Source organism: Streptomyces sp. AP-93, assembly GCF_022808175.1.
In the GTDB taxonomy this organism is placed as follows: Bacteria; Actinomycetota; Actinomycetes; order Streptomycetales; family Streptomycetaceae; genus Streptomyces.
In genome coordinates, this window is record NZ_JALGBX010000036.1 from 1 (window position 1) to 18,730 (window position 18,730).

Sequence of the window (18,730 nt, forward strand, 5' to 3'; positions counted from 1 at the left end):
TCCAGGCCGTCATCGCACTGGCCCGTCGACGCGCCAGCGTCCTGTGGGCACTTCTGCGTGACAACCGGGCCTTCACCTCCGCCCCACCGGTCACGCAAGCGGCTTGACTTCGTCATTGAGACTCCTTGTCGTCGGGGCGCAGGTTCCGCGCCTCTTCAAACCATAGCGCTGCTATGTATTGTAGTGACATGGCGCGAACCAAGGACCCGGCGATCCGCTCCCTCCTGATCGAGCGAGCCGCGATGATGCTGCGCACCCGCGAGCCGGTCACCCTCCGTTCGCTCGTGGCCGGAACCGGCGTATCGACGATGGCCGTCTACACCTACTTCGGAGGCATGGACGGCCTGTGGATGGCAATGCGCCAGGAAGGCTTCAAACGCCTGGCGGCCAGGCTCGACGCCGTGTCGATGTCCACGGATCCGGTACGGGACCTGGCGGCCCTCGGAGCGACCTACGTGAGCAACGCCCTAGTTGACCCCGACCTCTACCGGATCATGTTCGACGCCGGTTTCGAGCTCGAAGACGCCAAGGCCGCAGATGAGACGTTGCACTGCCTGGTCAGCGCCGTCGAACGCGCCAAGACGGCCGGCCGCTTTCACGACGACGTCGACCCCCTGACCCTGGCGACGCAAAGCTGGGTGATCGGCCACGGACTCGCGTCCCTGGTCGCGACGGGCCCGCTGCCGCACCAAGTCCTCACCCAGGGCGTCCCCATGCTGACCGCACTGTTCACGAGCTCCGGCGACGCTGCCGACAGGTGCCGCCGCTCCGTCGAACTCGGCTGGCGGACATCACCCGTCCCACCCACGGAAGGACGCTCAACTGCCGGGACGCCGCCCGGCCCTCCACGCAGCCACCCGGTAACCTCGCCCGAATGACGGCACTTTCCCACCACAGCAATGGTCACGTCGAGCAACCGGGGCGTGACGGGGTCACCGCGACCGCCGAGGCCGATCCGCATGCCATCGGGCCGGTGCAGACCTCGTACGCGCCCGATCGCGACGGGGATCCCGATCCCGGCGAGATCGTGTGGACCTGGGTTCCCTTCGAAGAGAACGACGGGCGCGGCAAGGACCGGCCGGTGCTGGTCGTGGCCCGCGAGGAGAGCGGCACGCTCCTGGCCGTGCAGCTGTCCAGCAAGCGGCACGACCACGACCGGGAGTGGGTCCCCATCGGGACCGGACCGTGGGACAGCGCGGGCCGGGAGTCCTGGGTGGACGTGGACCGGGTGCTGCGCGTCCACGAGGACGGCATGCGGCGCGAGGCCTGCGCGCTGGACCGGGGCAGGTTCCAGCTCGTCGTCGACCGGCTGCGCGAGCGGTACGGCTGGCGCTAGCCACCGGGCCGGCGCCCGGCCCTACCGCTCGCCGGCGCCGGCCGCAGGGCGACCTAGCCCCCCGACACGCCCGCGAGTACCCGCTCGAAGGTCTCCCGCGTCTGCGGCTTCCGGTCGAGCACGCCGAACACCACCCGTTCGAACACGCCGGCGAAACGCCCCGCCAGGAGCTCCCGGAAGGCCTCCGCCACCTGGGCGGGGTCGTTCTGGAAGACCCCGCACCCCCAGGCCCCCAGCACCAGGCGCCGGTAGCCGTGCAGCGCGGCCACCTCCAGCACCAGCTCCGCGCGGCGCGCGAGCGCGGCCGGGAGCTCGGGCTCGCGGTCCGGCTCCTGGCGGCGGATCGTGCCCGCGTTCGGCGCCGGTGAGGTGAGGAATCCGGCCAGGAAGGGGGTGTCCAGCAGGTTGCCCCGGTCGTCACGGAAGACGGGGACCCCGGGCGAGTGAATCACCCGGTCGGTGTAGAAGGTGCTGACCTCGGCGCGGTGGATCTCGTAGTACTCCGGGGCCTCCAGGAGGGTCTCGTACAGCGCCGAGGCGCGGCAGAGGGCCTCCTCCTGGGCCTTGGCCCCGCGGACGTAGCCGCCCCCGGGATTCCGGGCCGAAGCGAAGTTCAGGACGGCCACCGGAGCGTTCCCGGGGTATTCCCGGTGCTCCCCGGCGAGCCTGCGGGCGGCGACCGTGCTGCTCTCGCCGGTGACCTCGACGACGGTCCGGTGGGTGTCCTTCGAAGCCGGCTCGCCTGGAATGACCCGGTTTGGGCCATATATCCTGGTTCCTGCCTTGGCCTCCGCCACGGCGGCGGCGAGCGACACCTGCCGTCCCGACCGCGTCCGGTAGCCCCCGGCCGCCACGATCTCCGCATTCTCCCGCGCGATCTCGCGCAATCTGCCGCTCATGCGGCGATTTTCGGCGCTCCGGCAGGGCGCCCGCAATGGATTTGTGCCCCGAGGGACGGGTAGGCACGGGTGATGTCACAGCCGACGACAGGAGACGAGGGCCCCGTCATGCCCCAGGACTCACTCACCCGACTGACCGAAGCCACCGCCGAAGAGCTGATCCACGGCATCTGCTTCAAGACCGGACCGCCCCGCCTGCTGGGTGCGGAGCTCGAATGGCTGGTGTTCGACGCCGAACGACCCGGCAGGCCCGTTTCCCACGCACGCCTGGCCGCCGCGCACGACGCGGCCCGCGCCCTCCCCCTCGGCTCCCGCGTCACCGTCGAGCCCGGCGGCCAGCTGGAGCTCAGCTCGGCCCCCGCCTCCTCCCTGACCGGCTGCGTCGACGGCCTCCAGGCCGATCTGACCGCCGTCCGGGGCGCCCTGCGCGACCAGGGTCTGGTCCTGCGGGGACTGGGCCAGGACCCGCGCCGGCCACTGCGGCGGATGCTGGCCAGCCCGCGGTACGAGGCCATGGAGACCTACTTCGACCGCACCGGCCCGGCAGGGCGCGCCATGATGTGCGCCTCGGCCTCCGTCCAGGTGTGCGTGGACGCCGGTCACGAGGAGCCCGGCACGCTGGGCCACGGCAGGCGCTGGCGCCTCGCCCACCTCCTCGGTGCGGTGCTGGTCGCCTCCTTCGCCAACTCCCCCGCCCGCGTTGGCCCGTACGCCGGCTGGCGGTGCGCCCGCCAAGGGGTCTGGGGCGACCTCGACACCCGGCGCTGCCTCGCCCCGCCCCTGGAGGCGGAGCCGCGCGGCGCGTGGACCCGGCAGGCGCTGGACACCGAGGTGATGTGCGTGCGGACGCTCGACGAGGGGGCGCCCTGGGCGGTACCGCGCGGGCTGACCTTCCGCGACTGGCTGCGCTCCGGCGGCGGCCCCCGCCCGCCGACCGCCGGGGATCTGGACTACCACCTGACGACCCTCTTCCCGCCGGTACGGCCCCGGGGCCATCTCGAGCTCCGGATGATCGACGCCCAGCCCGGCGAGGACGGCTGGCTGGTCCCGGTGGCCGTCGTGCACGCGCTGTTCGACGACCCGGAGGCCGCGGAGACCGCGTACCGGGTGGCGAAGGGCCTGGCCGACTCCTACGGCGCCCGGCCCGCGCCGCGCAATCCCCTGTGGCGCTCCGCCGCCCGCAGCGCGCTGGCCGATCCGGAGCTGCGCTCCGCCGCCCGCGCCTGCTTCCGGGCCGCGGCCTCGGCGCTCCCCCGACTGGGAGCGAGCCGCCATGTCATCGACACCGTAGGCGAGTTCACCGAACGCTACGTGTCCCGCGGCCGCTGCCCGGCCGACGACCGGACCGAGCCGCAGCAGACCCGGCATCCACAGCACGCCGGCGAGGAGGCACGCTCATGACCGCCGAACCGGAGCTCCTGCGCGAGCGGGCCGCCGCCGCCCTGACCGCGGCGCGCGCGCGTACGGCCGGACTCACCGATGCCGTCGCCGAGGCGGAACTGACCGCCCAGCACTCCCCCTTGATGTCACCGCTGGTCTGGGACCTCGCGCACATCGGGAACATGGAAGAGCTCTGGCTGCTGCGCAACGTGGCAGGCCGCGAGTCGATGCACCCCGAGATAGACCCGCTCTACGATGCGTTCGAGCATCCCCGTGCGGAGCGCCCGAAGTTGCCGCTGCTGAGCCCCGACGCGGCCCGCCGGTACGCCGCCGAGGTCCGCGGCCGGGTCTTCGACCTGCTGGACCGCACCCCCCTGGAGGGCACGGCCCTGCTGGACGGCGGCTATGTCTTCGGGATGATCGCCCAGCACGAACAGCAGCACGACGAGACCATGCTGATCACCCATCAGCTGCGGCAGGGCGCGCCGGTGCTGGCGGCCCCCGACCCGGATCCCCCGCAGGGACCACCGCCCCCGGCGGCCGAAGTGCTCGTGCCCGCGGGGCCGTTCACGATGGGAACCTCAACGGAGCCCTGGTCGCTGGACAACGAACGGCCCGCGCACGTCCGCGAGGTCGAGGCGTTCTGGATCGACACCGTTCCGGTGACCAACGCCGCGTACCAGGAGTTCATGGCGGACGGCGGTTACCACGAGGAGCGGTGGTGGCAGGCGGCCGGCTGGGCGGAGATCCGCCGGCACGGGATCGAGGCCCCGCTGTTCTGGCACCGCGAGGGCGGCACCTGGCTGCGCCGCCGTTTCGGTGTCACCGAGCCGGTGCCCGGGGACGAACCGGTGCTGCACGTGAGCTGGTACGAGGCCGACGCGTACGCCCGCTGGGCGGGGCGGCGGCTGCCCACCGAGGCGGAGTGGGAGAAGGCCGCCCGCCACGATCCGACGGCCGGGCGCTCCACCCGCTACCCGTGGGGCGACGCGGACCCCACGCTGAAGCACGCCAATCTCGGCCAGCGCCACCTGCGGCCGGCCGGAGCGGGCGCCTACCCGGCCGGGGCCTCCCCGCTCGGGGTGCGACAGCTCATCGGCGACGTGTGGGAGTGGACGGCTTCGGACTTCCTCCCCTACCCCGGCTTCCGGGCGTTCCCCTACCGCGAGTACTCGGAGGTCTTCTTCGGCCCCGAGCACAAGGTCCTGCGCGGCGGTTCCTTCGCCGTGGACCCCGTGGCCTGCCGGGGCACCTTCCGCAACTGGGACCTGCCGGTGCGCCGGCAGATCTTCTCGGGGTTCCGGACCGCACGCGGCGCCGGCCCCGCAGACTCCGCCGGGCAGGCCGGCCCCGCAGGCTCCACAGGTCCCGCAGGCTCCGCCGGGCAGGCCTGATGTGCCGTCACCTCGCCTACCTCGGGGCGCCCGTGAGCCTCGGCCGGGTGCTGAGCGAGCCCGAGCACTCCCTGGTCCGGCAGTCGTGGGAGCCGCGCCGCCAGCGTTCCGGCACGGTCAACGCCGACGGCTTCGGCGTCGGCTGGTACGCGGAGGGGGACCCGGTGCCCGCCCGCTACCGCCGGGCCGGGCCGGTCTGGGGCGACCTGACCTTCAGCGACCTCGCCCGGGTGGTCCGCAGCGGGGCCGTGCTGGCCGCCGTACGGGACTCCACCCGACCCGGGGCCGACGGGGAGGCGGCGGCCGCTCCGTTCGCGGAGGGGCCGTGGCTGTTCAGCCACAACGGGTCACTGCGGGACTGGCCGGACGCCGTGGCCCCGGTCGCGGCCGGGCTTTCGCCCCAGGAGCTGCTGTCGCTGGCCGCCCGTACGGACTCGGCGCTGATCTGGGCGCTGGTCCTGCACCGGCTGCGGGCAGACCCGGACCTCGGTGCGGCGCTGGCCGGGACGGTACGGGAGCTGGCCGAGGCCGCGCCCGGATCCCGGCTGAACCTGCTGCTGACCGACGGCCGGTCCGTCGCGGCGACGGCCTGGGGGGATTCCCTGTGGTACCTGGCCGACGCGGCGGCGCAGCGCACGGTGGTGGCCTCCGAGCCCTACGACGACGACTCGCGCTGGTGCGAGGTACCCGACCGGACCCTGTTGACCGCCACCCGCACCCGGGTCGACCTCGTCTCCCTGAAGGAGACCCCCGTCGGCGCACCGCACGCACCGCACGCACCGCACCAAGGAGACGAAGGCTTGTGAACGACTTCCAGCTGACCCGCACCCTCGACGAGCACGCCGCCGAGGCGGCGCTGCGCACGGATGTGCGCGGCGGGCTGACCCGGTCGCCCAAGTCACTGCCGCCCAAGTGGTTCTACGATGCCCGGGGCAGTGAACTCTTCGAGGAGATCACCCGGTTGCCCGAGTACTACCCGACGCGCGCCGAGCGGGAGATCCTGCTCGAACGGGCCCGGGAGATCGCCTCGGTGAGCGGGGCCCGCACCTTGGTGGAGCTGGGTTCCGGCTCCTCGGAGAAGACCCGGCACCTGATCGAGGCGCTGCCCGCGCTGGATACGTACGTACCGGTGGATGTGAGCGAGAGCGCGCTGACCGGGGCGGCCAAGACCCTGCTGGAGGAGCATCCGGGGCTGCGCGTCCACGCGTTGCTGGCGGACTTCACCCGGGCGCTGCGGCTGCCGGAGTCACCCGGACCCCGGCTGGTGGTGTTCCTGGGCGGCACGATCGGGAACCTGCTGCCGCCGGAGCGGGCCGTGTTCCTGGCGGACGTACGGGCGATGCTGTCGCCCGGGGACGCCCTGCTGATGGGGACGGACCTCGTGAAGGACCCGGCCGTGCTGGTGTCGGCGTACGACGATGCGCGGGGGGTGACGGCCGAATTCAACAAGAACGTACTGGCCGTGGTGAACCGGGAGTTGGGCGCGGATTTCCACACCGCCGACTTCGAGCACGTGGCGGTGTGGAACCGGGAGCACGAGTGGATCGAGATGCGGCTGCGGGCCCGCGGGCAGGTGGTGGTGAAGGTCCGGGCACTGGATCTGGAGGTGCCCTTCGAGGCGGGTGAGGAGATCCTGACGGAGATCTCGGCGAAGTTCCGTCAGGAGGGGGTTCGCAGGGAACTCGCCTCCGCCGGACTGGAGTTGACCCATTGGTGGACCGACGCGGCGGGCCGCTTCGCCCTGTCGCTGTCGGTGGCGGACGGCATCGGCGCCGACGGCTGGGACGGTACGCCGGGCAGCGGCGCCGCCGGGCGTGACACGGGTACCGGCTCGGCGAGTTCGGCGAGTACGGCGGCCTGAGCCGCCGCCGCGAGGTCCCGCCGGTGCGCGTACCGGCCCGGCGGGATCCGCGGCAGCAGCCACACCTCGGCGCGCACCCCGCGGGCCCGCGCGATCCGCCACAGGGAGGCGGTCAGCGGATCGTCCCCGACGAAGGCGGGCGCCCCGGACGGCCCCCCGTCGTCGAGCAGGTAGCTGATCCGTACGGGCTGTACGGGCACCCGCGCGTCCAGTGCTGCCTGGAACGCGGCCCTCCGGAAGGGGCCGTGGGCGCGTCCGCACCAAGTGGAGCCCTCGGGGTAGACGGTGACGCGGTCGCCGGCGAGGAGGGCCCGGGCGAGGGCGTCGACGGTGGTGGGCAGGGTGCGCAGGCGGTCGCGTTCGATGTAGAGGGTGCCGGCCTGCCGGGAGAGCGGTCCGAGGACCGGCCAGCTGCGGATGTCGCTCTTGGCCAGCATCCGGGAGGGCAGGACGGCCGCGACGAGCGGGATGTCCAGCCAGGAGATGTGGTTCGCCACGATCAGCCGGCCACCGCCGGGGCCGGGGGTCCCGTGCACGGTGATCCGCAGGCCGAAGGCGCCCAGCAGAGCGGCGGCCCAGGCCCGCACCACCACGTGCCGGGGCCGCTCCGGCAGCAGCCTCAGCGGCGGGGCGCCCAGGATCGCGAGCAGGATCAGGGCGACGGCGCCGGCGAGACGCAGTACCGCGCGCGGCACGCTCGCAGTGCGCCCCTGGTGGCCGGCGCAGACCTCGGGAGTACAGGGCGAGGTCGGGAGCCAGGCGCTCATGCGGCCGGGGCGAGCGAGAGGAAGTGCTTGAGGTAGCGGGGGTTGGTGCGCCGCAGGGAGAGCAGGACGTACAGGTCGGCGCAGCCGAACTCGGCGTCGAGGGCGGGCTCGCCGCAGACCCAGGCGCCCAGGCGCAGGTAGCCGCGCAGCAGCGGGGGCAGTTCCATCCGGCCGGGGAAGTCGATGCCTTTGGGGTCCCAGGGGAGGTGCGGGGTGACCCGGTACTCGGCGGGGGCGAGGTTGCGGGTGAGGACGTTCTCCCGGGTGGCGGCGGCCAGCACCCCGCCGTCGGAGAGCGGTACGGAGCAGCAGCCGGCGAGCCAGTTGTGCCCGGAGCGGTCCATGTAGCGGGCGAGGCCCGCCCAGATGAGGGCGATGACGGCGCCGTTGCGGTGGTCGGGGTGGACGCAGGAGCGGCCCACCTCGACCAGGTCGGGGCGGATGGGAGCGAGCGCGGAGAGGTCGAACTCGCCCTCGGAGTAGAGGCGTCCGGCGACGGCGGCGCGTTCGGGGGGCAGCAGCCGGTAGGTCCCGACGACCTGCCCGGTCTCCTCGTCCACGACGAGGAGGTGGTCGCAGTAGGCGTCGAAGGCGTCGGAGTCCAGGCCCGGCTCCGGTCCGTCGAGGCGGGCGCCGAGCTCGCCGGCGAAGACCTGGTGGCGCAGCCGCTGGGCGGCGCGCACCTCGTCCTCGTTGCGGGCGAGGCGGACGGCGTAGCGGGGTGCGGGGGTGCCCTCGGCGTGCGGGGCGGGCGCCGCGGAAGAGGTGAAGACGGAGGCGGAGGAGACGGAGGAGGAGACGGCGGCGGGGGAGGCGAAGGAGGAGGCGGAGGCGGGAACGACGGACGGGGACAGGGGGGCGATGGTCATGACGGCTCCTGGTCCGGCACGGGAAGCCAGGCCGGCCGGTGTGTGGCCTGGCTTCTTTACTTCTTCCGTGACCGGCTGGATTCGACATGGCCGCTTCGCGGCCCTTGGATGTGCGGACGCTGAACTTGACGGGCGGACCCTTCCGGGGCCCTTCCGGGGCCCTTCCGGGGCCCCGGAAAGGGCCCTCCCGCCCTCCCCACCCTCCCCGCCGCCCCCGCCCGCCCCCGGGTCAGCGGTCGGAGCTGAGGACCTTGCTGATGGTGTCGGAGGCCGCCTTCGCCGCCTCCCGGGGGTCCTGGCCGGTGAGGACGGCCGTCATGAACGGCTTGATCGGGTTCTCGGCCTCCACCTCGGCCCAGCGGGGGGACTGCGGGGTGGCACGGCCCTGGGCGGCTCCGGGGGCCATCGCCGTGGCGCCGTCGTTGCCCGCGACCACGTGCGCGAGGGTGGTCTTGTTGGGCACGTAGCTCATCGTGCGGGCCAGCTCGGTCTGCCACTTCTCGCTGACCAGGGCCGTGATCACGTCGACGGCGTGTCTACGCTGCTTCGTCTTCTCGGGGATGATCAGGTCCGAGCCGCCGGTGAAGACCGAGCCCACCTTGTCGGCGGTCTTGCCGGGGATCGGGAAGAAGCCGAGCTTGCCCTTGAGCTGCGGGTTCGCGGCCTCGATGGCGGCGGCCTGGCCGGGCGGGGCGATGATCTGGGCGACCCCGCCGCGGGCGAAGACGTCGGACTGCGGGGGCGTCTCCTCGTCGGCCTCCTTGGGGCCGTCGCCGAGGGCCTGGAGCTGCTTGTAGAACTCCATTCCGGCCAGGGCCCTCTCCTCGTCGAGGGTGCCGTGCCACTGGCCGCCGCTCTCGACGGCGAGCTCGCCGCCCTCGTCCCAGACGAACCCGGCGAGGACGTACCAGTTCTGCCCGGCGAGGTAGATGCCCTGCTGGCTGCCCTTGTCCAGCTTCTGGGTGGCCTGGATCCACTCCTGGCGGGTCTTGACCGGCGCCTTGACCCCGGCGTTCGCGAAGAGGTCCTTGTTGTAGATCACCACGCGGTTGGCGGCGTACCACGGGACGCCGAACTGGGCGCCGTTGACCTTTCCGGGTTCGGAGAGGCCCTTCAGCCAGTCCTTGCCGTCCCACTCGCGCAGGGCTTCCAGGGTGAGCTCGGAGACTCCGCCGCCCTCGACGTACTGGGCGACCTGGGTGTTGCCGACCTCGATGACGTCGGCGCTCTCCTCGCTCGTGCCGGACAGGACGGCGTTGACCTTGTCGCCGATCCCCTTCCACTCCTGGATCTTCACTTCGAGGTCCACGCCCGGGTGTTCCTTCTCGAAGGTGCTCATGAACTGACCTATGAACTCGTCGGAGGCGCTGCCCTTCATCAGCCAGAGCGTCACCTTCTGCGTACCTCCGCCCGACCCGGTGAGACTGCAGCCGGTGAGGGCGGTCACGGCCGCGAGAGCGGTGGACACGGCAAGGAAGCGCATCTTCACGAAGGTCACCTTCTGGGGGATGGATCGCAGATGGCTTGAAATTGGCATAGACCAATGGGTGGGTCAAGGGGGTATCGCAATGGATTGTTCACGCAAAGTTCGCGGACACGGACTTACTGGGGCACGGTAGAACAAGGCAACAGCCACCCAGTGTCGGGAGACCCCCATGTCCAATCACACGTACCGGGTGACCGAGATCGTGGGCACGTCCCACGAGGGCATCGACCAGGCCATCCGCAACGGCATCGCCCGCGCGGGCGAGACGCTGCACAATCTCGACTGGCTTGAAGTCGTGCAAATCAGGGGCCACATCGAGAACGGCGAGATCGCGCACTACCAGGTGGGGATCAAGGTCGGTTTCCGTCTCGACGGCGAGGCCTGAGGCCCGCCCCTCGTGGCTCTACGGGGTCCAGGGCCCCTGCGGACTCCCGCAGCCCTGCGGGACTCGCGGGGCTCCTCGGGCCCGGCCGGAGCGTCGGGCGCGCCCGAGGAGCACCCGAGCCCGGCCGGCCCGCCGGCCCGCCCCGCCCCGCCCCGCCCCAAGGGCAACCGGGCACGAGGCACCGGGCACCGGACGGCCCTCAGGTGCGCCCCTCCCCCTCCTGCGCGTCCTTGAGCTCCGGCGCGTCCGCCGCCCAGTCCGCCAGGACCACGCGGAATCCGGCAGCGCGCGCCGCCTGGCAGACCAGCTCGTCGTCGTCCACCAGCATCCGCACCTCGCGGCCCCGCGAGATCCGCCGGAGGACCTCCAGCTTGGTCGTGCGGGCGGGCCGCCGGTCCTGGTTCCCGCGCATCCACAGCCGCCCCTCGGGCAGGCCGTTGCGCGTGAGCCAGTCCTCCGTGTCCGCGCGGCACCGCTCCGGGCGGCCGGTGAGGTACGTGACCTCGCAGTCGGCCGCTCTCTCCACCGCGAGGGCGATGCCGCGGGCGAGGGGCGGATCGGCCGGAGCCGCGCCGAAGAACCCGCTCCAGTCACGCGGCCGGCGCTCCAGGAAGTGCTGGCGGTGGGCGGTGTCGGCCAGGGTGTTGTCGATGTCGAAGACGGCCAGGGGCCTGCGGTTCTGAGTCTCGGTCACCCCGCCAGCCTAAGCAGCGACGACTTCCGGGCGGCTGCGGGGAGACCGCCCGGCGAGCGCCACGAGACCACCGGGAGACCGCCCGCGCCCCGTTCGGATCCCCTTCCGGCCGCCCCCGGGGAATCCTGACGCCCTCCGCGCGTTGATCCCTGTGTGATCCGCACACTCTCGATACTCGACCGGTCCCGCACCCGCGAGGGGCACCCCGCCGCCCAGGCCCTGCGCGACACCGTGGAGCTCGCGCGCACCGCCGAGCGGCTCGGATACCGCAGGTTCTGGGTCTCCGAGCACCACAGCGTGCCCGGGGTGGCCGGATCCGCGCCCACGGTGCTGGCCGCCGCCGTGGCCGGGGCGACCACCCGGATCCGCGTCGGGACCGGCGGTGTGATGCTGCCCAACCACCAGCCCCTGGTCGTCGCAGAGCAGTTCGGGGTGCTCGAGTCGCTGTTCCCCGGCCGGATCGACATGGGGCTCGGCCGCTCGGTCGGCTTCACCGGCGGGATCCGCCGCGCGCTCGGGCGGGACGCCGCCGACGCCGACCGGTTCGAGGAGCAGCTCGCGGAGCTGCTGGGCTGGCTCGACGGCTCCCAGCAGGCGCACCCCGAGGTGCACGCCCGCCCGGCGGAGGGGATGCGGATCCCGGCCTACGTGCTGGCCACCGGCGAGGGGGCGGGGATCGCGGCCCGCGCCGGGCTGCCCCTGGTCGTCGGGGACCTGCGGGCCCGGGCGCGGGTCGCGGAGATCATCACGGCGTACCGCGAGGAGTTCCGGCCCTCCCCCGGGGGCGCGCGGCCGTACGTCGTGGCTTCGGGGACGGTCGCGGTGGCCGCCACCGCCGAGGCAGCCCGCCGGATCCTGGTGCCGGAGGCCTGGGCGGTCGCGTACTCCCGCACCCGGGGCAGCTTCCCGCCGCTCCGCCCGGCCGATGAAATCGAGGCCCTCGCCATGAGCCCCAAGGAGCGGGAGCTGTACGAGGGCGCCCTCGCCGGGCACATCCACGGCACGGAGGAGCAGGTCGCGGCGGAGCTCTCCGAGGTCGCGGAGCTGACCGGGGCGGACGAGCTGCTGGTCACGACGTCCACGTACGACCGTACGGCGCTGCTGGACTCCTTCGGCCGGCTCGCCCGGCTCACCGGCCTCACGGAGTCCACCGCGGAGCAGTCCGCCGACTCCGGACACTAAACTAGGGCGAATGCACCAGCCCGCCGCCCCGCACGCCCCCGATCCCTACGTCCGCGTCCGCGGCGCCCGGGAGCACAATCTGCGCGGGGTCGACGTGGACATCCCGCGGGACGCGCTGACCGTGTTCACCGGGGTCTCCGGCTCCGGGAAGAGCTCGCTGGCCTTCGGCACGCTCTTCGCCGAGGCCCAGCGCCGGTACTTCGAGTCCGTGGCCCCGTACGCCCGCCGCCTGATCCACCAGATCGGTGCGCCGAAGGTCGACTCCGTCACCGGGCTCCCGCCGGCCGTCTCGCTGGAGCAGCGGCGCTCCTCCCCCGGCTCCCGGTCCTCGGTCGGGACCGTGACCATGCTGTCCAACTCGCTGCGGATGCTGTACTCGCGGGCCGGCTCCTACCCGCCGGGCGCCGAGCGTCTGGACTCCGACGCCTTCTCCCCCAACACCGCGGCCGGGGCCTGCCCTTCCTGTCACGGTCTCGGCCGCGTGCACCGCACCAGCGAGGAACTCCTCGTCCCGGACCAAGAACTGTCGATCCGTCAGGGCGCCATCGCCGCCTGGCCGGGCGCCTGGCAGGGCAAGAACCTGCGCGACATCCTGGAGGCCCTCGGCCACGACGTGGACGCGCCCTGGCGGGAGCTCCCGGCGGCGGACCGCGAGTGGATCCTGTTCACCGAGGAGCAGCCGGTGGTGACGGTGCATCCAGTGCGGGAGGCCGACCGGATCCAACGCCCCTACCAGGGCACGTACATGAGCGCCCAGCGGTACGTGATGCGCACCTTCGCCGACAGCAAGAGCCTGACCCTGCGGGCCCGCGCCGAGAAGTTCCTTACCGATTCGCCGTGCCCGGTGTGCGGGGGCAGGCGGCTGCGTCCGGAGGCGCTGGCCGTGACCTTCGAGGGCCGCACCATCGCGGAGCTGGCGGCGCTGGCGCTGACGGAGCTGGACGGCGTACTGGCCACCGCGCGCGGCGGCGGCGAGGCGGCCCGCGTGCTCAACGAGGACCTGCGTTCCCGGATCGGCCCGGTCACCGAGCTGGGGCTGGGGTACCTGAGCTTGGACCGCGGCGCCCCGACCCTCTCGGCGGGCGAGCTGCAACGGCTGCGGTTGGCCACGCAGTTGCGTTCGGGGCTCTTCGGGGTGGTGTACGTGCTGGACGAGCCCTCGGCGGGGCTGCACCCGGCCGACACCCAGGCGCTGCTCGGCGTACTGGACCGGCTCAAGGAGGCCGGGAACACGGTGTTCGTGGTGGAGCACGACCTGGACGTGGTGCGGCACGCGGACTGGCTGGTGGACGTGGGCCCGCTGGCCGGGGAGCACGGCGGACGAGTGCTGCACAGCGGGCCTCCGGAGGCTCTGGCCGCGGTGGCGGACTCCGCGACGGCCCGGTACCTGTTCGGGACCCCTCAGGATCAGGAAGCACGCTCGGGGGCCGTGCGGAAGGCGACCGGGTCCGTCCGGCTGAGCGGTGTCGACCGGCACAACCTGCGTGACCTGGCGGCCGAGTTCCCGCTGGGGGTGTTCACGGCGGTGACCGGGGTGTCGGGGTCGGGGAAGTCCACGCTGGTGGGCCAGGTGCTCGCGCGGGAGGTCCACGAGCGGCTGGCGGAACCGGAGTTCTCGGTACGGCGGCTGGTGGAGGTGGACCAGAAGCCGATCGGCCGGACCCCGCGCTCCAACCTGGCCACGTACACGGGGCTGTTCGGCGTGGTCCGCCGGCTCTTCACGTCGGCGCCGGCATCGAAGGCGCGCGGCTGGAAGGCGGGCCGCTTCTCCTTCAACGTGCCGGGCGGGCGCTGCGAGTCCTGCCAGGGCGAGGGCTTCGTCTCGGTGGAGCTGTTGTTCCTGCCCAGTACGTACGCCCCGTGCCCGGAATGCGCCGGGGCCCGGTACAACTCCGAGACCCTGGAGGTCCGTTACTCGGGGCTGAACATCGCCGAGGTGCTCGCCCTGACGGTGGAGTCGGCCGCCCGGTTCTTCGCCGGCGTCCCGGCGGCGGCACGCAGCCTGGCGGCGCTGTCGGACATCGGCCTGGGGTACCTGCGGCTCGGGCAGCCCGCCACGGAGCTGTCGGGCGGCGAGGCGCAGCGCATCAAGCTGGCGACGGAGCTCCAGCGCGTGCGCCGCGACCACACCCTGTACCTGCTGGACGAGCCGACGACGGGGCTCCATCCGGCCGATGTCACGGTGCTGCTGCGGCAGTTGCACGGCCTGGTGGACGCCGGACATTCGGTGGTGGTCGTCGAGCACGACATGGCGGTGGTGGCAGGCGCCGACTGGGTCATCGACCTGGGTCCCGGCGGCGGCGCGGACGGCGGCCGGGTGGTGGCCGCGGGCACCCCCGCCGAGGTGGCCCGCGCCACGGGCAGCCGTACGGCGGCCTATCTGGCGCGGGCCCTCGCGGCGGGCACGGCGGGCGCGGGCCGGTGATCGGTAAGGAAGTGGCCGACAGGGCAGGTGGTCACGCGTCCGGGGGCTTCGCGAAGTCTCCGTAGCCCTGCCAGTCGAGGACGACGCACGGCTCGTCGCCGAGCACCCAGGCGTCGTGACCGGGGTCGACCTGGATGAAGTCCCCGGGCTGCGCCTCGACGCTTTCACCGTCGTCCATGACGACCTTCATCCGGCCGCTGATGATGTAGCCCACGTGGGCGGCCTCACAACTGTCGGTTCCCGCAATGGGCTTGATGTGCTGCGACCACTGCCATCCGGGCTCGAACACGGCCCGTCCGACCGGACCGTTGGTGGTGTTGAGCAGATCGAGCCTGCCCTTGCCGTCCTCGAACCGACGTGTCTCGTCAGCGGAATCGAAGCCCCTTCGCACGATTCCCGTCATGATCGTCGACCTCCCGGCACACGACTGCCCCGAGTCCACTTCTCAGAGTACGCCCGTACCGCGCGGTCTTCGCGGCGTCCCGGCGCGGCCGCGCAGCAGCGCTACGCGTCCCCTTGGAGCAGGTGCTGCGGAAGCTCGCGGAAGGTCCAGACGCCCTGCCTGCGGGTGAACATCCACACCAGGTCGTAGCGGTCCGGCCAGGCGGCCGGCAGCCCCAGCACGTCCTGCGCTCCGAGGCCCCGGATCAGTCGGGGCATCCCCTGGTGCTCCCAGCAGACCAGGACGGGCATCCGGGCCGCGAGCACCGCCCGGGCCAGGGCGGGCTCGGCTCCGACGGCGAATTCCGCCCGGACGGGCGTACGCAGCGCGGTGGCGAGCGTCTCGACGGTCTGGCGGCACCGCGCGGGCGCCCCCGCCTTGCCGCCGGCCGCGAAGACGGCCCCGGGCCGGGGCAGGGCGGCGCCCCGAGTCGGCGGGAAGAGGATGGGCAGTTCCTGGGCGCGGCGCCGGCCCCGGACGGCGAGGAACCCCGGGTCCTCGTTGCCGTCGTCGTCCTCGCCGGTGTCCCCGGCGTAGGGCTTCTCCGCGTGCCGGATGACCATGACCAGCGCGTCCTTGGCGGCCTCGGGGCCGGGGCGCGGCGCCGGGGGCCGCTCCTCCCCTGCGCAGCCGGCCGCCGCCAGCGGGGCGAGGGCGGCGGCCAGCACGGTACGGCGGCGCGGGCCGGATCCGGCGGGGGCTTGAGGCATGCGCCCACTGTCACCCATGCCCGGGAGGGCGCCCGGTCACGGCGCGACGGGGGCCGCTGCGATCATCCGATCGGCGGACGCGTCGGGGTATGGACCGAAGGCGTCGTGGTCGTGACCCGAGGCGTCGGGATCATACGCGGACGCCCCCGGCCGAGTGCCAGTGAAATCCGCAGGTCAGCGGGGGCCTCGGCGGACGGCCCGCAGCCACTCCTTGTTCATGGCGGCGATCGACGGCAGCGGGATGCCCTTCGGGCAGGCCGTGGCGCACTCGCCGGTCAGGGTGCACCCTCCGAAGCCCTCGGCGTCCATCGTGGCCACCATGTCCAGGACCCGTGTCTCGCGCTCCGGCGAGCCCTGCGGGAGCACGTTCAGATGGTTGACCTTGGCGGAGGTGAAGAGCATCGCGGAGCCGTTGGGGCAGGCCGCCACGCACGCCCCGCAGCCGATGCACTCGGCGTGCTCGAAGGCGTAGTCGGCGTCGGGCTTGGGCACGGCCGTGGCGTGCGCCTCGGGCGCGGCGCCGGTCGGGGCGGTGATGTAGCCGCCGGCCTGGATGACCCGGTCGAGGGCCCCGCGGTCGACGACGAGGTCCTTGACGACGGGGAAGGCCGAGGCGCGCCAGGGTTCGACGTCGATGGTGTCGCCGTCGTCGAAGGAGCGCATGTGGAGCTGGCAGGTCGTGGTGCGCTCCGGTCCGTGGGCGTCGCCGTTGATGACGAGGCTGCACGCGCCGCAGATGCCCTCGCGGCAGTCGTGGTCGAAGGCGACCGGGTCCTCTCCGCTCAGGATGAGGTCTTCGTTGAGGGTGTCGAGCATTTCGAGGAAGGACATGCCCTCCGAGATGCCGTCGACCTCGTACGAGGCCATCGCGCCGGGGGCGTCGGCGTTCTTCTGGCGCCAGACGCGCAGGGTGAGCTTCATGCGTAGCTCCGCTGGGTGGGGTGGACGTACTCGAAGACGAGGTCTTCCTTGTGCAGGACGGGCGCGGCGCCGGTTCCGGTGTACTGCCAGGCGGCCGCGTACCCGAACTCCTCGTCGCGGCGGGCGGCTTCGCCGTCCGGGGTCTGGGACTCCTCGCGGAAGTGGCCGCCGCAGGATTCGGCGCGGTGGAGGGCGTCGAGGCACATCAGCTCGGCGAGCTCCAGGTAGTCGACGACGCGGTTGGCCTTCTCCAGCGACTGGTTGAACTCCTCGCCGCTGCCCGGCACCTTGATCCGCCGCCAGAACTCCTCGCGGATCTCGGGGATCCGGGCGAGGGCCTTGCGCAGGCCCTCCTCGGTCCGGGCCATCCCGCAGTACTCCCACATCAGTTCGCCGATCTCCCGGTGGAAGGAGTCGGGCGTGCGGTCCCCGTCGACGGCCAGCAGCTTGGCGAGGCAGTCGCGGGTCTCGCGGACGGCGGCCGCGGCCTCGGGGTGGCTGTCGTCGACGGTGTCCAGGTGCGGGTGGCGGGCCAGGTAGTCGTTGATGGTGGAGGGGAGCACGAAGTAGCCGTCGCCGAGGCCCTGCATGAGGGCGGAGGCGCCGAGGCGGTTGGCGCCGTGGTCGGAGAAGTTGGCCTCGCCGATCGCGAACAGGCCGGGCACCGTGGTCTGGAGGTCGTAGTCGACCCACAGTCCGCCCATCGTGTAGTGCACGGCGGGATAGATCCGCATGGGGACCTCGTACGGGTTCTCCGCGGTGATCCGCTCGTACATGTCGAAGAGGTTGCCGTACTTCTCGGCGACCTTCTCCTTGCCCATGCGGCGGATGGCGTCGGCGAAGTCGAGGTAGACGCCCTGGCCGCCGGGGCCGACGCCTCGGCCCTCGTCGCAGACGTTCTTGGCCGCGCGGGAGGCGATGTCGCGGGGCACGAGGTTGCCGAAGGAGGGGTAGATCCGCTCCAGGTAGTAGTCGCGTTCGGCTTCCGGGATGTCGGCGGCGGGGCGGGTGTCGCCCTTGGCCTTGGGGACCCAGATGCGGCCGTCGTTGCGCAGGGACTCGCTCATCAGGGTGAGCTTGGACTGGTGGTCGCCGGTGCGCGGGATGCAGGTGGGGTGGATCTGGGTGAAGCAGGGGTTGGCGAAGTACGCGCCGCGCCGGTGGGCCCGCCAGACGGCGGTCGCGTTGGAGTTCATGGCGTTGGTGGAGAGGTAGAAGACGTTGCCGTAGCCACCGCTCGCGAGGACGACGGCGTCCGCGTAATAGGTGTCGATCTTGCCGGTGACCAGGTCCCGGGCGACGATGCCGCGGGCCACGCCGTCGACGGTGATCAGGTCGAGCATCTCGGTGCGGGCGTGCATCTCGACGTTGCCGGCGGCGATCTGCCGCGAGAGCGCCTGGTAGGCGCCGAGCAGGAGCTGCTGCCCGGTCTGGCCGCGGGCGTAGAAGGTCCGGGAGACCTGGACGCCGCCGAAGGAGCGGGTGTCGAGGAGGCCGCCGTACTCGCGGGCGAAGGGGACGCCCTGGGCCACGCACTGGTCGATGATCTCGACGGAGATCTGGGCGAGGCGGTGGACGTTGGACTCGCGGGCGCGGAAGTCGCCGCCCTTGACGGTGTCGTAGAAGAGGCGGTGCACGGAGTCGCCGTCGTTGCGGTAGTTCTTGGCCGCGTTGATGCCGCCCTGGGCGGCGATGGAGTGGGCGCGGCGCGGGGAGTCGGAGAAGCAGAACTGGACGACGTGGTAGCCCTGTTCGGCGAGGGTGGCGCCGGCGGCGCCGCCGGCCAGGCCGGTGCCGACGACGATGACGGTGTGCCCGCGCCGGTTGGCCGGGTTGACCAGCTTGGCCTCGAAGCGGCGGCGGTCCCAGCGCTCGGCGATGGGGCCTGCGGGGGCCTTGGCGTCGGCGATCGGGGCCCCGGTGGTGTAGTCGGCGTAGTGCATGGTCTCGCCGGTGCTCATGCTCGTGTGCTCGCTCAT

At 72.8% G+C, this 18,730-nt stretch carries 17 protein-coding genes and 1 pseudogene; 9 read left to right on the top strand and 9 right to left on the bottom strand.

Annotated elements, in window-relative coordinates; translation table 11 throughout:
- The first annotated feature begins 188 nt into the window (after positions 1 to 188).
- Positions 189 to 878: a TetR/AcrR family transcriptional regulator gene (locus MTF69_RS38505; protein WP_243341323.1), complete on the top strand. Its 690-nt coding sequence runs from the start codon at positions 189 to 191 to the stop codon at positions 876 to 878.
- Entirely contained in the window at positions 875 to 1,336 is a 462-nt protein-coding gene (locus tag MTF69_RS38510; RefSeq protein WP_243341324.1) for a type II toxin-antitoxin system PemK/MazF family toxin, read from the top strand. Before MTF69_RS38505 ends, MTF69_RS38510 begins: the two co-directional genes overlap by 4 nt.
- 53 nt (positions 1,337 to 1,389) lie before the next feature.
- Here MTF69_RS38510 and MTF69_RS38515 read toward each other — a convergent pair whose 3' ends face one another.
- Positions 1,390 to 2,235, bottom strand: a complete 846-nt coding sequence (locus tag MTF69_RS38515) for a TIGR02452 family protein (RefSeq protein WP_243341325.1) — start codon at positions 2,233 to 2,235, stop codon at positions 1,390 to 1,392.
- Between the two features lie 72 nt (positions 2,236 to 2,307).
- Between MTF69_RS38515 and egtA the strand changes: the two genes are divergently transcribed.
- From egtA to egtD, 4 genes are read left to right on the top strand one after another with little or no spacing between them, the layout of a single operon-like run.
- Positions 2,308 to 3,636, top strand: a complete 1,329-nt coding sequence (gene egtA / locus MTF69_RS38520) for an ergothioneine biosynthesis glutamate--cysteine ligase EgtA (RefSeq protein WP_374325317.1) — start codon at positions 2,308 to 2,310, stop codon at positions 3,634 to 3,636.
- The gene (gene egtB, locus MTF69_RS38525; RefSeq protein ID WP_243341327.1) at positions 3,633 to 5,009 is read left to right on the top strand and encodes an ergothioneine biosynthesis protein EgtB; all 1,377 of its coding nucleotides are present in this window, start codon (positions 3,633 to 3,635) and stop codon (positions 5,007 to 5,009) included. Before egtA ends, egtB begins: the two co-directional genes overlap by 4 nt.
- Positions 5,009 to 5,815, top strand: coding sequence for an ergothioneine biosynthesis protein EgtC (gene egtC / locus MTF69_RS38530; protein WP_243341328.1), 807 nt, complete (start codon positions 5,009 to 5,011; stop codon positions 5,813 to 5,815). The genes egtB and egtC overlap by 1 nt, the downstream gene beginning before the upstream one ends.
- Complete coding sequence (egtD, locus tag MTF69_RS38535; RefSeq protein ID WP_243341329.1) at positions 5,812 to 6,870, top strand: L-histidine N(alpha)-methyltransferase; 1,059 nt, start codon at positions 5,812 to 5,814, stop codon at positions 6,868 to 6,870. The genes egtC and egtD overlap by 4 nt, the downstream gene beginning before the upstream one ends.
- Before the next feature lie 233 nt (positions 6,871 to 7,103).
- On the opposite strand, the pseudogene MTF69_RS38540 reads toward egtD, so the two are convergent.
- From MTF69_RS38540 to MTF69_RS38550, 3 genes and pseudogenes are all read right to left on the bottom strand, one after another.
- Positions 7,104 to 7,637: pseudogene (locus MTF69_RS38540) on the bottom strand (lysophospholipid acyltransferase family protein); the annotation flags it as partial.
- The gene (locus tag MTF69_RS38545) at positions 7,634 to 8,506 is read right to left on the bottom strand and encodes a GNAT family N-acetyltransferase (protein WP_243341330.1); all 873 of its coding nucleotides are present in this window, start codon (positions 8,504 to 8,506) and stop codon (positions 7,634 to 7,636) included. The gene MTF69_RS38545 and the pseudogene MTF69_RS38540, both read right to left, overlap by 4 nt.
- A gap of 229 nt (positions 8,507 to 8,735) precedes the next feature.
- Positions 8,736 to 9,995 carry an extracellular solute-binding protein gene (locus tag MTF69_RS38550; RefSeq protein ID WP_243341331.1) on the bottom strand — a complete coding sequence of 420 codons (1,260 nt, stop codon included), beginning with the start codon at positions 9,993 to 9,995 and terminating at the stop codon, positions 8,736 to 8,738.
- A 166-nt stretch (positions 9,996 to 10,161) separates the two neighbouring features.
- Between MTF69_RS38550 and MTF69_RS38555 the strand changes: the two genes are divergently transcribed.
- The gene (locus MTF69_RS38555) at positions 10,162 to 10,377 is read left to right on the top strand and encodes a dodecin (protein WP_243341332.1); all 216 of its coding nucleotides are present in this window, start codon (positions 10,162 to 10,164) and stop codon (positions 10,375 to 10,377) included.
- 199 nt (positions 10,378 to 10,576) lie between these two features.
- Here MTF69_RS38555 and MTF69_RS38560 read toward each other — a convergent pair whose 3' ends face one another.
- Positions 10,577 to 11,071: a hypothetical protein gene (locus MTF69_RS38560; protein ID WP_243341333.1), complete on the bottom strand. Its 495-nt coding sequence runs from the start codon at positions 11,069 to 11,071 to the stop codon at positions 10,577 to 10,579.
- Between the two features lie 153 nt (positions 11,072 to 11,224).
- Between MTF69_RS38560 and MTF69_RS38565 the strand changes: the two genes are divergently transcribed.
- Both MTF69_RS38565 and MTF69_RS38570 read left to right on the top strand, forming a co-directional pair.
- Entirely contained in the window at positions 11,225 to 12,253 is a 1,029-nt protein-coding gene (locus MTF69_RS38565) for an LLM class flavin-dependent oxidoreductase (protein WP_243341334.1), read from the top strand.
- A gap of 10 nt (positions 12,254 to 12,263) precedes the next feature.
- Positions 12,264 to 14,678, top strand: coding sequence for an excinuclease ABC subunit UvrA (locus MTF69_RS38570; RefSeq protein WP_243341335.1), 2,415 nt, complete (start codon positions 12,264 to 12,266; stop codon positions 14,676 to 14,678).
- A gap of 31 nt (positions 14,679 to 14,709) precedes the next feature.
- Here MTF69_RS38570 and MTF69_RS38575 read toward each other — a convergent pair whose 3' ends face one another.
- From MTF69_RS38575 to MTF69_RS38590, 4 genes are all read right to left on the bottom strand, one after another.
- A complete protein-coding gene (locus MTF69_RS38575) occupies positions 14,710 to 15,081 on the bottom strand; it encodes a cupin domain-containing protein (RefSeq protein WP_243341336.1) in 372 nt (123 codons plus the stop codon).
- A 101-nt stretch (positions 15,082 to 15,182) separates the two neighbouring features.
- Positions 15,183 to 15,830, bottom strand: a complete 648-nt coding sequence (locus MTF69_RS38580; RefSeq protein ID WP_243341337.1) for a hypothetical protein — start codon at positions 15,828 to 15,830, stop codon at positions 15,183 to 15,185.
- Between the two features lie 174 nt (positions 15,831 to 16,004).
- Positions 16,005 to 16,751 carry a succinate dehydrogenase/fumarate reductase iron-sulfur subunit gene (locus MTF69_RS38585; protein WP_243341339.1) on the bottom strand — a complete coding sequence of 249 codons (747 nt, stop codon included), beginning with the start codon at positions 16,749 to 16,751 and terminating at the stop codon, positions 16,005 to 16,007.
- On the bottom strand, positions 16,748 to 18,694 hold the full coding sequence (locus MTF69_RS38590) for a fumarate reductase/succinate dehydrogenase flavoprotein subunit (protein ID WP_243341407.1): 1,947 nt from the start codon (positions 18,692 to 18,694) through the stop codon (positions 16,748 to 16,750). Before MTF69_RS38590 ends, MTF69_RS38585 begins: the two co-directional genes overlap by 4 nt.
- Positions 18,695 to 18,730 lie beyond the last annotated feature (36 nt).

Coding starts and splice junctions, on each gene's coding strand:
- egtA (WP_374325317.1), top strand. CDS start 2,308: ATGTCACAGCCGACGACAGGAGACGAGGGCCCCGTCATGCCCCAGGAC.
- MTF69_RS38545 (WP_243341330.1), bottom strand. CDS start 8,506: ATGACCATCGCCCCCCTGTCCCCGTCCGTCGTTCCCGCCTCCGCCTCC.
- MTF69_RS38510 (WP_243341324.1), top strand. CDS start 875: ATGACGGCACTTTCCCACCACAGCAATGGTCACGTCGAGCAACCGGGG.
- MTF69_RS38590 (WP_243341407.1), bottom strand. CDS start 18,694: ATGCACTACGCCGACTACACCACCGGGGCCCCGATCGCCGACGCCAAG.
- MTF69_RS38580 (WP_243341337.1), bottom strand. CDS start 15,830: ATGCCTCAAGCCCCCGCCGGATCCGGCCCGCGCCGCCGTACCGTGCTG.
- egtB (WP_243341327.1), top strand. CDS start 3,633: ATGACCGCCGAACCGGAGCTCCTGCGCGAGCGGGCCGCCGCCGCCCTG.
- MTF69_RS38515 (WP_243341325.1), bottom strand. CDS start 2,235: ATGAGCGGCAGATTGCGCGAGATCGCGCGGGAGAATGCGGAGATCGTG.
- MTF69_RS38585 (WP_243341339.1), bottom strand. CDS start 16,751: ATGAAGCTCACCCTGCGCGTCTGGCGCCAGAAGAACGCCGACGCCCCC.
- MTF69_RS38570 (WP_243341335.1), top strand. CDS start 12,264: ATGCACCAGCCCGCCGCCCCGCACGCCCCCGATCCCTACGTCCGCGTC.
- MTF69_RS38575 (WP_243341336.1), bottom strand. CDS start 15,081: ATGACGGGAATCGTGCGAAGGGGCTTCGATTCCGCTGACGAGACACGT.
- MTF69_RS38505 (WP_243341323.1), top strand. CDS start 189: ATGGCGCGAACCAAGGACCCGGCGATCCGCTCCCTCCTGATCGAGCGA.
- egtC (WP_243341328.1), top strand. CDS start 5,009: ATGTGCCGTCACCTCGCCTACCTCGGGGCGCCCGTGAGCCTCGGCCGG.
- MTF69_RS38555 (WP_243341332.1), top strand. CDS start 10,162: ATGTCCAATCACACGTACCGGGTGACCGAGATCGTGGGCACGTCCCAC.